The 14,198-nt window shown below is 58.4% G+C and carries 14 protein-coding genes; all 14 read right to left on the bottom strand.

All coding sequences use genetic code 11. From position 1 onward, the window contains the following. Window positions 1-8: 8 nt before the first annotated feature. Window positions 9-770, bottom strand: a complete 762-nt coding sequence (locus tag FMM72_RS11780) for a class I SAM-dependent DNA methyltransferase (RefSeq protein WP_243157800.1) — start codon at window positions 768-770, stop codon at window positions 9-11. Then, window positions 770-1,057, bottom strand: a complete 288-nt coding sequence (locus FMM72_RS11775; protein WP_024730759.1) for a YerC/YecD family TrpR-related protein — start codon at window positions 1,055-1,057, stop codon at window positions 770-772. Before FMM72_RS11775 ends, FMM72_RS11780 begins: the two co-directional genes overlap by 1 nt. Before the next feature lie 255 nt (window positions 1,058-1,312). Beyond that, the gene (gene lysA / locus FMM72_RS11770) at window positions 1,313-2,614 is read right to left on the bottom strand and encodes a diaminopimelate decarboxylase (protein WP_160210297.1); all 1,302 of its coding nucleotides are present in this window, start codon (window positions 2,612-2,614) and stop codon (window positions 1,313-1,315) included. A gap of 89 nt (window positions 2,615-2,703) precedes the next feature. Continuing rightward, window positions 2,704-3,312: a ribosome biogenesis GTP-binding protein YihA/YsxC gene (gene yihA / locus FMM72_RS11765; protein ID WP_162221533.1), complete on the bottom strand. Its 609-nt coding sequence runs from the start codon at window positions 3,310-3,312 to the stop codon at window positions 2,704-2,706. 21 nt (window positions 3,313-3,333) lie between these two features. Next, a complete protein-coding gene (lon, locus tag FMM72_RS11760) occupies window positions 3,334-5,781 on the bottom strand; it encodes an endopeptidase La (RefSeq protein WP_180322921.1) in 2,448 nt (815 codons plus the stop codon). A 366-nt stretch (window positions 5,782-6,147) separates the two neighbouring features. Continuing rightward, the gene (gene clpX / locus FMM72_RS11755) at window positions 6,148-7,458 is read right to left on the bottom strand and encodes an ATP-dependent Clp protease ATP-binding subunit ClpX (protein WP_160210299.1); all 1,311 of its coding nucleotides are present in this window, start codon (window positions 7,456-7,458) and stop codon (window positions 6,148-6,150) included. A gap of 178 nt (window positions 7,459-7,636) precedes the next feature. Beyond that, complete coding sequence (clpP, locus tag FMM72_RS11750; RefSeq protein WP_160210300.1) at window positions 7,637-8,221, bottom strand: ATP-dependent Clp endopeptidase proteolytic subunit ClpP; 585 nt, start codon at window positions 8,219-8,221, stop codon at window positions 7,637-7,639. Between the two features lie 160 nt (window positions 8,222-8,381). Next, window positions 8,382-9,776 (bottom strand): trigger factor, encoded by a 1,395-nt coding sequence (gene tig, locus FMM72_RS11745; RefSeq protein WP_162221532.1) that lies wholly within the window; start codon window positions 9,774-9,776, stop codon window positions 8,382-8,384. A 221-nt stretch (window positions 9,777-9,997) separates the two neighbouring features. Then, a complete protein-coding gene (locus FMM72_RS11740; protein WP_160210302.1) occupies window positions 9,998-10,720 on the bottom strand; it encodes a metallophosphoesterase in 723 nt (240 codons plus the stop codon). A 3-nt stretch (window positions 10,721-10,723) separates the two neighbouring features. Then, on the bottom strand, window positions 10,724-11,677 hold the full coding sequence (locus FMM72_RS11735) for a dipeptidase (protein ID WP_162221531.1): 954 nt from the start codon (window positions 11,675-11,677) through the stop codon (window positions 10,724-10,726). After that, window positions 11,664-12,062, bottom strand: a complete 399-nt coding sequence (locus FMM72_RS11730) for a YraN family protein (RefSeq protein WP_257431176.1) — start codon at window positions 12,060-12,062, stop codon at window positions 11,664-11,666. The genes FMM72_RS11735 and FMM72_RS11730 overlap by 14 nt, the downstream gene beginning before the upstream one ends. Next, entirely contained in the window at window positions 12,059-12,661 is a 603-nt protein-coding gene (rnhB, locus tag FMM72_RS11725) for a ribonuclease HII (RefSeq protein ID WP_160210304.1), read from the bottom strand. Before rnhB ends, FMM72_RS11730 begins: the two co-directional genes overlap by 4 nt. Next, window positions 12,658-13,563 (bottom strand): ribosome biogenesis GTPase YlqF, encoded by a 906-nt coding sequence (gene ylqF, locus FMM72_RS11720; protein WP_162221530.1) that lies wholly within the window; start codon window positions 13,561-13,563, stop codon window positions 12,658-12,660. Before ylqF ends, rnhB begins: the two co-directional genes overlap by 4 nt. Beyond that, window positions 13,563-14,195, bottom strand: a complete 633-nt coding sequence (gene lepB / locus FMM72_RS11715) for a signal peptidase I (RefSeq protein ID WP_243157799.1) — start codon at window positions 14,193-14,195, stop codon at window positions 13,563-13,565. The genes ylqF and lepB overlap by 1 nt, the downstream gene beginning before the upstream one ends. Window positions 14,196-14,198 lie beyond the last annotated feature (3 nt).

Genomic DNA, 14,198 nt, shown 5'->3' with positions numbered 1-14,198 from the left:
TCGTCCTTTCAGTTTACCCGCGCGTTTGATGCGCGGCGTCTTTTCGCGATATAAACAGCGCGCTGCGCCGTCTCTCCCGGCGGGCCGAAGGTATCGCCCTCACAGACAGCGCACAGGTCAAAGCCCGTCCGGTCCAGCAGCCCTGCCAACGTTTCATGTGTATATGCCCGCTCACAAAACCGCTCGCTTTCACGTGTATAACAGGCGCCGCTTTGCAGAAAGAAGTCGAGCGTAATCTCCGTTACAAGCGATGCATTCGTCGTATTCTGCCAAACACAGAACAAATCGCCAAGATCGTACACAAATGTATTGTTCGCCAGAATTTCCCGATGCTTGTACGGCGTGTTGACATCAAACACAAATACGCCGCCCGGCGCCGTAAAAAGCGCGACGCGCGCGAACGCCGCCTCAAGCGCGGCGGCGTCAGTGATATGGTTGAGAGAATCGAGCGCGCAGACGACAGCGCCGACTGTCCCATACAGATCGAGCGTATCAAACGCCTGGCAGAGAAACAAAATTTTTCCCCGTCCCTTTGCGGCGGCCTCTGCGAGCATATCGGCGCTTGCATCCACGCCGATCACATCGTAACCGATGGCGCTCAACTCGACCGACAGGCTGCCTGTCCCGCACGCCAGGTCCAAAAGCAGATTTTGTTCGGGCGTATCGGCATACCGACGGATCAACGTATCAAAATAGCGCGCCCGCGCCCGGTAATCGATCTCGTTTCCGATCAACCGGTCATAATAGGCCGCGAAGGATTGGTAGGCCATCAGCCCTTCACCCGCTCGAACACCACTTTATAGCCGTCGCTTCCGTAATTAAGCGATCGGTTGACACGACTGATCGTCGCAGTGGAAGCGCCTGTTTTTGACACAATATCGCTGTACACGCAGCCTTCACTAAGCATCTTGGCAACCTCTAACCGCTGCGACAGAGCCTTCAGCTCCGGAACCGTGCACAGATCCTCAAAAAAGCTGTAACATTCCTCCATCGTTTCAAGAGAAAGAACCGCCTTAAACAGATAATCCACATTCATGTCCTTGAGTTTCGTGTTCAAACAATCCGCCTCCAAAATGGGAACCCACCCGGCGCTGTCAGCGCACACAGGCAGGCTCCAAAAATAGTTGTTGCGGATATTTTATCATACCCGCAAAGCGGCATGATAAAATCGGCTATCAGGACGGCAGCGGGCCGCGCCCGCGTATCGCCCCGGCCATATCCGGATAGAATAATCTCCATTGCAATTATTTTATCATTTTAGTTTGCGAAAGTAAAGGATTTTGCAGCGTAAAGTATAAAATTATTTTACTTGTTATTCCAGATCGTTGCGAACCAGATCCTCATAGGTTTCACGCTTCACAACCACGCGCGCCTGCCCGCCGCGCAGCATGACCACTGGCGGACGCGGAATGCGGTTATAATTTGACGACATGGAATAATTGTATGCCCCCGTAGCCAGCACAGCGATGATATCGCCGGGATGTATCTCCTGTATCTGCATCCCCTCGCCGATCAGATCGCCGCTTTCGCAGCATTTACCCGCCAATGTGACGGTGCGTGTCTTTGGCTGCGACGCTTTGTTGGCGACCATCGCTTCATATTCGCTGCGGTACAGTATGTAGCGCGGATTGTCGCACATGCCTCCGTCGATTGATACATAGGTTCTCACGCCGGGAATCTCCTTGACCGCGCCGGCCGTATAGAGCGTGACGCCGGCCGGTCCTGCGATCGAACGGCCCGGCTCGATCACAATAAACGGCGTCTTAATGCCGCGCGCCTGTGACACGCGCCGGACTGTGCGCGCGACGCGCTGCATGTAGCGGTCGTATTCAACCGGATCGTGCTCCGGCAGGTATTTGATGCCGAATCCGCCCCCGAGGTCGAGGATTTCAAGCTCGCATCCCGTTTGATCACGCACATCCGCGATGAAGCCGAGCATCACCTCAGCCGCATGTTCGAACGGTTCGATATCAAAAATCTGGGAGCCGATATGGCAATGCACGCCCCGCAGGCGCACCCCCTGCATCGATACAGCCGCCCGGACAGCCTGCATCGCTTCTCCTGTTTCAAGCGCAAGTCCAAATTTGCTGTCGATCTGCCCGGTACGCACAAAATCATGCGTATGCGCGTCGATACCAGGTTTGATCCTGAACAGGATATTAGCCGGCTCGCCGCGGCTGAGTGCGAGCTGGTTGAGCGTCTCGAGCTCATCGAAATTATCGACGACGATCTGCCCGACGCCGTAAGCGAGCGCCTCTGTCAGCTCCTGAACCGTCTTGTTGTTCCCATGGAAAAAAATGCGTTCCGCCGGGAATCCCGCGCTGATTGCTGTGTAAAGCTCGCCGCCTGAAACAACGTCAAGCCCCAGTCCCTCCTCGGCCGCAATTTTGCAGGCGGCCTTGCAGCAAAACGCCTTGCTCGCGTAGGTTACAAGCCCGCGGCCGTCGTAATACCGTTCGATGGAACTGCGATAGCTGGCGCATGCGCGCCGGATTTCATCCTCGTCCATGACATAAAGCGGCGTGCCATACGTCTGCGCGAGCGCAACCGTATCGCAGCCGCCGATCGTTAAATGTCCAAGCTTGTTGAGCCCAAGGCAATCGGAAACAAACATTGTCATACACCCCTTGTCAGATTAGGGGCTGTTTGAAAAATCAAAATTTCCGGATTTTTCTATTTTCAAACGAGCCCTAAAACAGCCCCTTATTCGGCCGGCGGCTGCTCCATACCGTCATGCTCAATTTGAGCGACCACATCCTTGACAGCGTCGACCCCTTCGCCTGTTTCGGAAGAAAAGGGGATCGTTATGATCTGGTCCGCGCACGGCAATTCCGTCTCAAGCGCGGCCAGGCGGGCCGCACGCTGCGTTTTGGAGAGTTTATCGGCCTTTGTCAGCACAACGACAAACGGAATCTCACGGTCGATCATGTAGTTGATCATCGTCAGATCGTCGGCCGTCGGAGCGTGGCGCATGTCGATGAGCTGAAACACAAGCCTCAGATCGCGGTCCTGCTCAAAGTACCCGCCGATCAGTTCGCTCCAGCGGCGCTTTTCACCCTTGGAAACCTTTGCGTAGCCATAGCCCGGCAGATCGGCAAAGCGCAGCCCGTCGGCGCGGAAAAAGTTGATCGTCGCCGTTTTGCCGGGCACAGCCGAAACGCGCGCGAGCTGTTTACGGTTAAACAGCTTGTTGATCATCGAGCTTTTCCCAACATTCGAGCGGCCTGCGAACGCAATTTCCGGCAGCTCGGATGGCGGCAGCTGCGCCGCCGTCCCAAAGCTCGTTTCAAATTTTACATTGTGATAATTCATGTCGTCCCTTTCCAATATACCCTATTGCGGGATCGGTGAATTCGCCTTTCCAAGCGGCTGCTCCGGCGCGGCGGCCGGCAGCGCCGAAAGTGGCTGGGGAGCCTGTTTCTGCGGCCTGTCCACGAGCGCGGCGTCGAGTACTGTGTCAATGCGTTCCGCTGTCACGAAACGGACGGCACCGCGCACAACAGGATCGATGTCCGCCAGGTCCGGTTCGTTCTCCGCCGGAATCACAACCGTGCGCACGCCCGCGCGATAGGCGGCCATCGCCTTTTCACGCAGGCCGCCTATCGGCAACACGCGGCCGCGCAGCGTAATTTCACCCGTCATCGCCACGTCGCGGCACACAGGCGTACCCGAAAGCGCCGAAACAAGCGCCGTGCAGATGGTTACGCCGGCCGACGGTCCATCTTTGGGAACAGCCCCCTCCGGAACATGGATATGCAAATCCTTCGTTTTATAGAAATCATGGTCGACGCCGTACTCCTCCCAACGCGTGCGGATAAAGCTGACGGCAGCGCGCGCTGATTCCTTCATCACATCGCCGAGCGATCCTGTCAGCTCCAGTTTGCCTGTGCCGTCCATAACGGCGATTTCCACTTGGAGCAGCTCTCCACCGACCGAGGTCCAGGCCAGCCCGTTGACCAGACCGATTTCGTCATGCGGCGAAATCAGTTCGGGACGGAATTTGCGCGGCCCGAGGAGCGAAACGATGTTGTCGTTGTCGACAACGACCTTCTTTTCCTCGCCCGAAACGATCCGTTTTGCCGCCTTGCGCAGCAAAGAAGCAATCTCCCTTTCAAGCCGGCGCACGCCCGCCTCACGCGTATAGTTGTCGATCAGCGCATAAAGCGCGTCGTCAGCCAGCTTCGCTTTGGCGGCTGTCAGGCCGTGGCGCTTGAGTTGCTTGGGATAAAGATGCTTCTTTGCAATCTGAAACTTTTCCTCGCGCGTATAGCTGGTCAGCTCGATGACCTCCATGCGGTCAAGCAGCGGCCGCGGGATGGTATCGAGCGTGTTTGCCGTCGCGATGAACAGCACGTCGGAGAGATCGAAGGGTACCTCGATAAAATGGTCGCGGAACGCATGGTTCTGCTCCGAGTCAAGCACCTCCAGAAGCGCCGCGGACGGGTCACCGCGATAATCGTTTCCGAGCTTGTCGACCTCGTCGAGCAGCATCAGCGGATTGCGGCTGCCGGCGAGCTTCATCGCATTCATGATCCGTCCAGGCATCGCGCCGATGTACGTCTTACGGTGGCCGCGGATATCGCTCTCATCACGCACGCCGCCAAGCGAAATACGCGTGTACTTGCGGCCCATGGATTTGGCGATCGAACGCGCAATCGATGTTTTGCCGACGCCCGGCGGTCCCACAAGACAGATGATCTGCCCCTTGATATCCGGCGCGAGCTTGCGCACGGCCAAAAGCTCAAGGATCCGCTCCTTGACCTTCTGTAGCCCGTAGTGCTCGCGGTTCAACAGCGCCCCCGCCTTTTTGATGTCGATCTTATCCTGCGTGCATTTGTCCCACGGCAATTCAAGCACCGTATCGAGATAACCGCGGATCACGCCGGCTTCATTTGAATTGCCCGGCAGCTTTGTGAGACGGTCGACCTCCTTGCGCAACTTCTCGGCCGTCTGCCCGTCAAGATTGAGCTTTTCAATGCGCTCATAATAATCGGCCGCCTCATCCTGTTCGTCGTCCTCGCCAAGCTCATTGCTGATGACCTTGAGCTGCTCGCGCAGATAATATTCGCGCTGGTTTTTATCGACCTGTCCCTTGACCTTCTCCTGGATATCGGCTTCCAGCGAGAGGATATCATTTTCTTCCTCCAGAAGGTGCGCCAAAATTTCCAATCGTTTGAGCGGCTCGCTTTGCGACAGAATGGCCTGCTTATCCGCAACCTCCATCTGCATGTTGCCGGCTATGTATTCCGCCAGGTGAACGGGGTCCTCGCTGATCAGGGCGTTGACCACCAGCTCTTTTGGCATACGCGGCGTCAGATAACAGTACTCCTCAAACAGCTCCTTAACGGTCCGCATCAGCGCATTGCACATCGCCGATTTGACGCTGCGCGTGATCCGCAGCGGGAATTCGACGACCTGCCCCTCAAAGTACGGCTCCTCGCCAAGCACCTCCAGCAGCTTGGCGCGATACAGCCCCTCCACAAGCACGCGCCATGTGCCACCCTGAGATTTTATAATTTGCTTCACCTGCGCCACGACGCCGATTTTATAAAGATTCTGCGCTTTCGGCTCGTCGTCACGAATATCCTTCTGCGCCACAAGAAAAATTCTGCGGTCGCCGCCCATCACCTTGTTGAGCGCCAGCAGCGACTTTTCGCGTCCGACATCGAAGTGCAGCACCATCTGAGGAAACAGCACAAGGCCGCGCAGCACAAGGATAGGCATCCGCATCGGCTCTGGCGGCTCCTGTATTCCTGATTTTTTAACGATCGATTCGCTCATTTCGCGCCTCCATTCCTGGGTATACAAAAAAGTAAAGCAACACGCGGCCGCTTTACATCTATGGTCAGGGCCAAACGCGGACATAATCCGCTTTTCCGTCCGAAGAAGCAATGACGCTATGTCCGCGCACAGCATGGTATCCTCCCGGCAACCTAGTTCGACGCTTTGCGGCGGTTGCCGCCGGACGGCGGCTGCAAACGGCTTCGCCGTTTGCCCTGCGCATATGATACCATAAACGTCCACGTTTGTAAACGGCGGCCGCGTGGGAAATACCGCCACGTCCAAAGCAGCTTTTCAAAATTGAATTGTTATAAAAACAGCGCCCACCAGGCATCGCCGGTGGGCGCCAGGATTGCTGTTTTTCGGTCAGGACGCAGTTTCACGCCGGCGCGCGGGCACACGGCGCGCCGTAGAGATTTGCAAACGCGTTGGGCGGCGGTTTGTATCATAGACAAACGACGGCTTTTCCGTCCCCTCGACACAGCCCTTTGTGATCTTCACGGACGCGATCGTATATTCCGAGGGCGTGTCATACATCAGCGGGCCGAGCGTCTCCTCAAGGATCGCGCGCAGGCCGCGCGCCCCGGTCTTGCGCTCGATCGCCTTGTCGGCAATCGTCTCAAGCGCGCCGTCCTCAAATGTCAATTCGACATTGTCGAGGCTGAACAGCTGCTTATACTGACGCACCAGCGAATTTTTCGGCTCTGTGAGGATGCGCACAAGCGCATCGCGGTCGAGCGCCTCAAGCGCAGTCAGCACCGGCGTGCGTCCGACAAGCTCGGGAATCAGTCCGAATTTGACAAGGTCCTGCGGGATCACCTGTTGGACAAGGCGGTCGCGCGCCTTTACGTTTTTAAGTGTCGATGAAAAGCCAAGCGAGCTTTTATCCGTGCGGCGCTCAATGATCTTGTCGATGCCCTCAAATGCACCGCCGCAGATAAACAGGATATCCTTTGTGTCAATCTGAATAAACTCCTGCTGCGGATGCTTGCGTCCGCCCTGCGGCGGGACATTAGCGACCGTGCCCTCCAAAATCTTGAGCAGTGCCTGCTGCACGCCCTCACCGGAGACGTCGCGCGTGATGGACGGGTTCTCGCTCTTGCGTGAAACCTTGTCGATCTCGTCGATATAAATGATGCCCTTCTGTGCGCGCTCCACATCATAATCAGCCGCCTGAAGCAGCCGCAGCAGAATGTTTTCAACATCCTCGCCGACATACCCCGCCTCGGTCAGCGTCGTCGCGTCGGCAATGGCGAACGGGACGTTGAGCATACGCGCAAGCGTCTGCGCAAGCAGCGTTTTGCCAACGCCAGTCGGGCCGAGCAGCAGAACGTTCGTCTTACTCAGCTCCACATCACCGACATCGCCGAAATAAATGCGCTTATAATGGTTGTAAACCGCGACAGAAAGAGCTATTTTAGCGCGCTCCTGCCCAATGACATATTCGTCCAGCTTTTCCTTGATCTCGTGCGGCTTGAGCACAGCGATCTGCTGCTCCTGCCGGTTCTGTCGAGCGCGCGGTGCGGGCGGCGCGTCGTCGTCCAGCACGCTCTGGCAAAGCTCCACGCATTCGTTGCAGATGCATACGCCCGGCCCGGCGATCAGCCTTTGAACCTGGTTTTGCATCTTGCCGCAGAATGAGCAGCGCAATTCCCTCTGGTCGTCGTTCTTTGCCATGAAAAACCTCCCGGGGCAATCATCCCCATTGCAATTATCTTTCACAGCGCCCGCCTGCTTACGGCCCTTTGGGTTCTGCTGACAAAGCCGCAGCAGCCGAAACAGCGGCGCTGCTTAATTTGTCAGCAGTCCCCTTTCAGCCGCTTTATAAACACGCGGACGCATTAAAACGCAGAGCTTATTCCCTGTGCGCAATGATCTTATCCACAAGCCCGTACTCCATCGCCTGCTGCGCCGTCATAAAGTTGTCGCGCTCCGTATCGCGCTCGATCACTTCAAGCGGCTGGCCGGTCTGCTCAGCCATGATGCGGTTGAGCTTTTCACGCGTGCGGATGATCCAGTCGGTATGGATCTTCATATCGCTGGCCTGGCCGCGCGCGCCGCCAGACGGCTGATGGATCATGATCTCAGCGTTCGGCAGGGCAATGCGCTTGCCCTTGGCGCCCGCTCCGAACAGAAACGCGCCCATCGAAGCCGCAAGGCCGATACAAGTGGTGGAAACATCACACTTGACGAAATTCATTGTGTCGTAAATCGCCATACCCGCGGTGACGGAACCGCCGGGGCTGTTGATATACAGATTGATATCCTTATCAGGGTCCTGCCCCTCCAGATACAAAAGCTGCGCTACGACAAGGCTCGCCGTTGTATCGTTGACCTCGTCGCAAAGCATTACGATGCGGTCGTTGAGCAAGCGCGAAAAAATGTCATAGGAACGCTCGCCTCGGTTTGTCTGTTCCACTACCATTGGTACAAGACTCATATGCTGATTCCTCCCATAGCCAAATTCATCCGGGCGCCCGCCCGGAGCCGCGGGCCTGCCAGCCTGCGGTATATGATAAAACCAGCGCGTGCACGCCGGTATGTATGAGGAGGGTCCGCCGCGCGGCCGCGCGGCGGACCCCTCTCCGACTGATCGCGTATTATTCGGCGGATTCAGCAGGCGCCTGCTCGGCCGGCGCGGCCTCGGTCTTAGCTTTCCTGGCGCGCGGCTTGGAAGCCTTTTTCGGCTTCTCCGCAGGGGCCGCCTCCTCCTTGACCTCGGTGATCACGGCGCTGTCTCGCACAAGATCAAGCGCCTTGCCCATCGCCAGGTTGTGGGCCACGTCCTCGGGCGAAACGACCTTGCGCACACGTTCAACATCCATATTATAATTGCCGGCGATCTTGAGCAGCTCGCCGTTGATTTCCTCCTCGGTCGCCGCCAGCTTCTCAAGCTCGGCGATCTTCTCAAGCGCCAGACGCGTCTTAACCTGCGCCTCGGCCTGCGCCGCATACGTCTTGCGGAACGATTCAAGCTCCATGCCTGCGTACTGCAAATATGTCTGGAGATTCAGGCCCTGCGACTGGAGACGGTATTCAAACTCGCGCACCATCTCGTCGATGCGGCGCTCGTACATGCACTGCGGGATGTCAACGGTCATCTTGGCGCAGACAGCCTCCATCAGCTTATTCTCCGTCTCGGTCTCGCTGCGGCTGTCGTGGCGCTCCTGGGCTTTTTTCTTCAGATCGGCTTTCAGCTCGTCGAGCGTGTCGAACTCGCTGACATCCTTGGCGAACTCGTCGTCCAACGCCGGCAGATCCTTTGTTTTCAGCTCGTGCAGCTTGCATTTAAACACGGCGGGCTTGCCTTTCAATTCCTCCGCGTGATAATTCTCCGGGAATGTGACGTTTACTTCAAACTCATCGCCGACATTGTGGCCGACTACCTGACCTTCGAAGCCCTCGATAAAGCTGTTGGAACCAAGCTCAAGCGGATACTTCTCGCCCTTGCCGCCCTCGAACGCCTCGCCGTCGACAAAACCCTCAAAATCGATTACTGCGGTGTCGCCATTTTGGGCGGCGCGATCCTCTACAGCAATCACACGGCCGTTCTGCGCCTGCATACGGGAAAGCTCGGCGTCGACCTCGGCGTCGGTCGCCTGCGCCATCTTCTTCTCAACCTCGATACCCTTGTAGCCCTCAATCGATACCTCCGGCTTGACAGTGACGGTCGCCTTGAAGCTGTAGCCGTCCTTCCCAACCTCCATAACCTCGATGTCGGCGCGGTCAACCGGCTCAATGCCTTTTTCCTTTACCGCGTCCTCATAGGCGGCGGGATACGTATTATTGACGGCTTCCTCATAAAATACGCCCTCGCCATACAGGCGCTCAATCATTCTGCGGGGCGCTTTGCCGCGGCGGAAGCCTGGAACATTCATCCGTTTGCTGTTGCGCTTGAAAGCCGCGTCGACCGCCTTTTCAAACGTTTCGGCGTCCACCTTGATTTCAAGCTCCACACGTTTGTCGTCGTTTGTTTTCATCGATGTAACTGACATTTCTACTTCCTCCTGAAAAATTCTCCTGCTCCTGCCATTTTTCATGGAGGAACGGCCGGACGGCGCCAAAGCGGACCCGCCCGGAAATTACGGCCGGTCCGCGCGCAGTCCCCCTCGACCGCTGCCGCGTGTCTGCCAGCCATCCGTTGGGCCTTTCTGGATATTATAAGCCCACTATCTTGTAATTATAGCAAACAGGCGCGTCCATGCCAATAGATAAATTATGAATTTCCCGAAAAATCCGCAGTTTTTTTACCTGGTTCCACCAGCAGCGGGTCAAAACGCCGGTAATCGCTGCTGACGAGCGAAAAGAAAATGCCTCCGCGCTCCCCCTCGAAAGCCCACCGGCATCCGGCCGCATGGATATGGCCGTAATAACAGCGGCGCACGCTGTGGCGCGCGAGCACATCGAGAATCTGCGGCGACGTGTTTTCGCCGTATAAAGGCGGGTAATGCAAAAAGGCGACCGGCTCCAGCCCTGTCTTTTCCGCCTCAGCGATCGAAAGCTCCAGACGGATCGCTTCGCGGCTGATGATCTTATCGTCAAACGGCTCGCCCGTCTCAAACAGCCATCCACGCGAACCGCAGACAGCCACGCCGTCCGCAGCGACGCAGTTATTATTGAGGATTTGCAGAGACTTTAATCCGTGCGCCAAAAAAAAAGCCTCCATCTTTGTCCTGGTCGTCCACCAGTAGTCGTGGTTACCCTTTAAAAGGATCTTTTTCCCGGGCAGAGATTCCAGAAACATAAAGTCGGCGAGCGCCCCCTCCAGCGACATTCCCCAGGACGTGTCACCCGGCAGCACAACCGTATCGTCCTGGCAAATCTTCGCGCGCCAGTTTTCTTCTATCCGGCCGACATACCCCTCCCATCCCGGGAACACATCCATCGCGTGATCTCCGGAAAGCGACAGGTGCAGATCGCCGATTGTATACAGCGCCACCGCCTATCCCTCCCCGGAAAGTTCGTACCGTTTCATAAAGTCGAGCGCGTTTTCAAAAAAGAGGCGGTTGGCCAGCGTCTGGCCGAACGCCCCGCACACAAGCTGGTAAAGATCCTCCACCTTGCGCGCCGGGTCAAGCCACGACGGTACATCCGTCCCGTCGTAATCGGAGCCGAGCGCGAGCGTTTCCTCTCCGCCGAGCGACAGAAAATGCTCGATATGCGCCGCCAGGCACGAAAACGGGGGATCGGCAATCTCCTCCGACAGAAAATGCGTGCAGAAATTTAACCCGACCAGCCCTTTGGCCGCCACGATGCGCGCAAACTGTTCATCCGTCAGGTTGCGGCGATGGTTGCAGACGGCGCGCGCATTCGAATGCGACGCGACAAACGGCCGCCGCGCCAGATCCGCCGCCTGCCCAAAGCCGCGGTCGTTGAGATGCGAAACATCGACGATAATCCCCGCGTCCTCGCACGCCTCGACCACCTTGACGCCTCTGGGCGTCAGGCCGCCCGGCATATCCACGCCGCTGCCAAGCTCGTTTTCCCCGTTCCAGGTAAGCGTCAGCATCCGCACGCCGTCCGCCGCCAGCTCCGCCGCCCGCGAGCAGTCCCCCGCGAGCACAGATCCGCCCTCCACGGTGAGCAGCGCGGCACATTTCCCACTGTCGACCGTCTCCAGGATTTCGCCGGCCGTCCGTATCTGGGCGATACGGTCTTTGTTCGCGGCAAGCTGCGTGCGGAAAAAGCGAAGGTTCTGCTCATAATAATCGATCGCGGCGCGCCCGCGCAGCCCATCCGGCATAAAAATCGCGAAGCACTGGCACCATGAAAGCCCCTCCATGCGCTCCAGGTCGATGTGCGCGCCGTTGCGGCACAGGCTACGGTCCCCTAGTTCGAGGCGCTCGCCTGTGCTCAGGCGGGTGATTGTATCGCAGTGCAGGTCAAAGAAATACATCCAGATCCCCCGTATCATATGCATTTACAAGATGCGAAAAGCGCGTCACGCGCGCGCCGTCCGGGCCGCCGGACACGATCTCAAACACATCGAACCGCGGCTGCACAGCCCCCGTATTATATATGCCGCGTGCCCGCAGATATTCCACCGCGGCCAGCGCGATACGCCGGCGCTGCGCTCTCGTGACAAACGCCGCCGGCGCTGCCAGCGCATGTTCGCCGCGCGTTTTGACCTCGACAAATGCGATGGTATCACCGCGCTGCGCGATCAGATCGATCTCGCTGCGTCCGCTGCGCCAGTTGCGTTCCAGGATGCGGTAGCCCTCCGCCTCCAGCGCGTTTGCCGCGAAAGCCTCCCCGGCCGCGCCATATGTACGCGTACTCACAATCCGAGCTTGCGCAGGAACAGTTTCCGGTGCGCCGGGCACGGTCCGTATTTTAGCAGCGCCTCGCGGTGCGTCTTTGTCCCGTAGCCCTTGTGGCGCTCAAAGCCGTACTGCGGATACTGCACGGCCAGCCGCTGCATATAGCGGTCGCGTGTCACCTTGGCCAGGATCGACGCCGCTGCAACCGACGCGCTTTTTCCGTCGCCGCCGACGATGGTTTTACACGGCACGCCTTCAAAATGCGGATCGCGGTTGCCGTCGACGAGCGCGAAATCCGCGCGCACGCCAAGCCCCTCGACCGCGCGCCGCATCGCCAGCAGCGACGCCTGCAAAATATTGAGCTGTTCGATTTCCTCTACGCTCGCCGAGGCGACGCACCATGCGGCCACCTGCTCTGTGATCACGCCGTAGAGCGCCTCGCGCCGCTTTTCAGACAGCTTTTTTGAATCATTGACGCCCGCAAGCTCAAGCCCCGGCGGCAGGATCACCGCGGCGGCGTACACATCCCCGGCGAGCGGTCCGCGCCCGGCCTCGTCGACCCCGCAGACAGACGTATAACCCTCCAGGCGCGCGGCCTGTTCAAACTCGTACATACTCATTTCCCCGGCGGCACCTCCAGTGTGAATTTCCCGAGCTTCCCGCTGCGGAATTCATCGAGCACTGTGATCGCAGCGCGCTCCGTGTTGACCTCCCCGCCCGCGGCGAGCATCCCGCGCTTTTTGCCGACAAGGCGCAAAAGCCCGTACGCGTCGAGTCCGTCCGCCTCGCTCGGCGCAAAACGGTACCGCTGTGCGAGCTGATCCGGATAATCCACAGCCAGCAGCGCGAGCAGGCGCATCGCCAGCAGCTCAATATCGACAATATCGTCCTTGACCGCCCCGGTAAACGCAAGGCGTTCGCCGACGGCCGGGTCCTCAAATTTCGGCCAGAGCACGCCGGGCATGTCGAGCAGCTCGACGCCCTTGCCGAGCGATACCCATTGCCGCCCGCGCGTCACGCCGGGGCGGTCCTCCACCTTGGCGCGCCTGGAGCCCGCCATCCGGTTGATCAGCGACGATTTTCCCACATTCGGCACGCCGACCACCATCATACGCACCGGCTGACCGGCCATGCCCTTTGCGGCGCGTTTGGCAAGCTGCGGCGCGAGCGTCTCGCGCACAAGCGGCAAAAACGCCCCCAGGCCGCGCCCGCTGCGGCAGTCGGCCGCGAGCGCGGGCAATCCGGCGCCCGCGTAGTAATCGAGCCAGCGGCGCGTCATGGCGTCGTCGGCCGAATCGCATTTATTGAGCAACAGCACGCGCGGCTTTTGGCCGGCCAGGCGCCCGATCTCCGGGTTGCGGCTTGAGGCGGGGATACGCGCGTCCGCAAGCTCCACCAGGATATCGACGAGACGCAGGCTGTCCGTCATCAGGCGGCGCGTCTTTGCCATATGCCCCGGGAACCACTGAATGGACGGCATGTCCACGGCTGCCGGACTGTTTGTGAATCCAAGCTCCTCCATCAGACGCCTCCAATCTTATTGAACGGATAGATGCGGAACACTGCCTCACCCATCAAGCGCCGCTCGTCGACCATACCGACCGAACTGTCACGGCTGTCAAGCGAATGGTTTCGATTGTCCCCCATGACGAACACACAGCCCTCCGGCACACGCGTCGGGAAGGTCATATCGCCGGAAAGCGCGGTCGGCTCGTTGATATACGGCTCGTTGAGCAGCTCGTCGTTGCGCCAGACCTCATGCGTATTAAAATCAATATAAATAACGTCGCCCGCCTTGCCGATAACGCGCTTGACAAGCGGCTCCTCGCCGTCCTGCGTGCGGTCGACGACGACAATGTCGCCATACTGCGGTTTATAACCGATCTGGCGCAGCACAAGGCGCTGTCCCTCGTGCAGCGTCGGCTCCATAGAGACGCCGTTGACCGTCGCCAGCCGCACAAAGAACACAAACACAACCAAAAACAGCAGAAGCGGCGCAAGAAACGACTCGGCCCACTCGTACGCCTCGGCGCAGGAGCCGCCTGCGCGCGGCTGTCCTTCATCCTGAGGCGCATCCGGTCCTACACAGCTGTCCGGCTCATTCGGCGCGTCCTGCTCAAAGGGCATATCCGCTTCGCGTTCTGTATCCATCATGAT

The organism is Anaerotruncus colihominis, assembly GCF_010206195.1.
GTDB lineage: Bacteria > Bacillota > Clostridia > Oscillospirales > Ruminococcaceae > Anaerotruncus > Anaerotruncus colihominis_A.
Note: the sequence above shows the minus strand (reverse complement) of the source record. Positions and strands in the feature narration are given on the sequence as shown.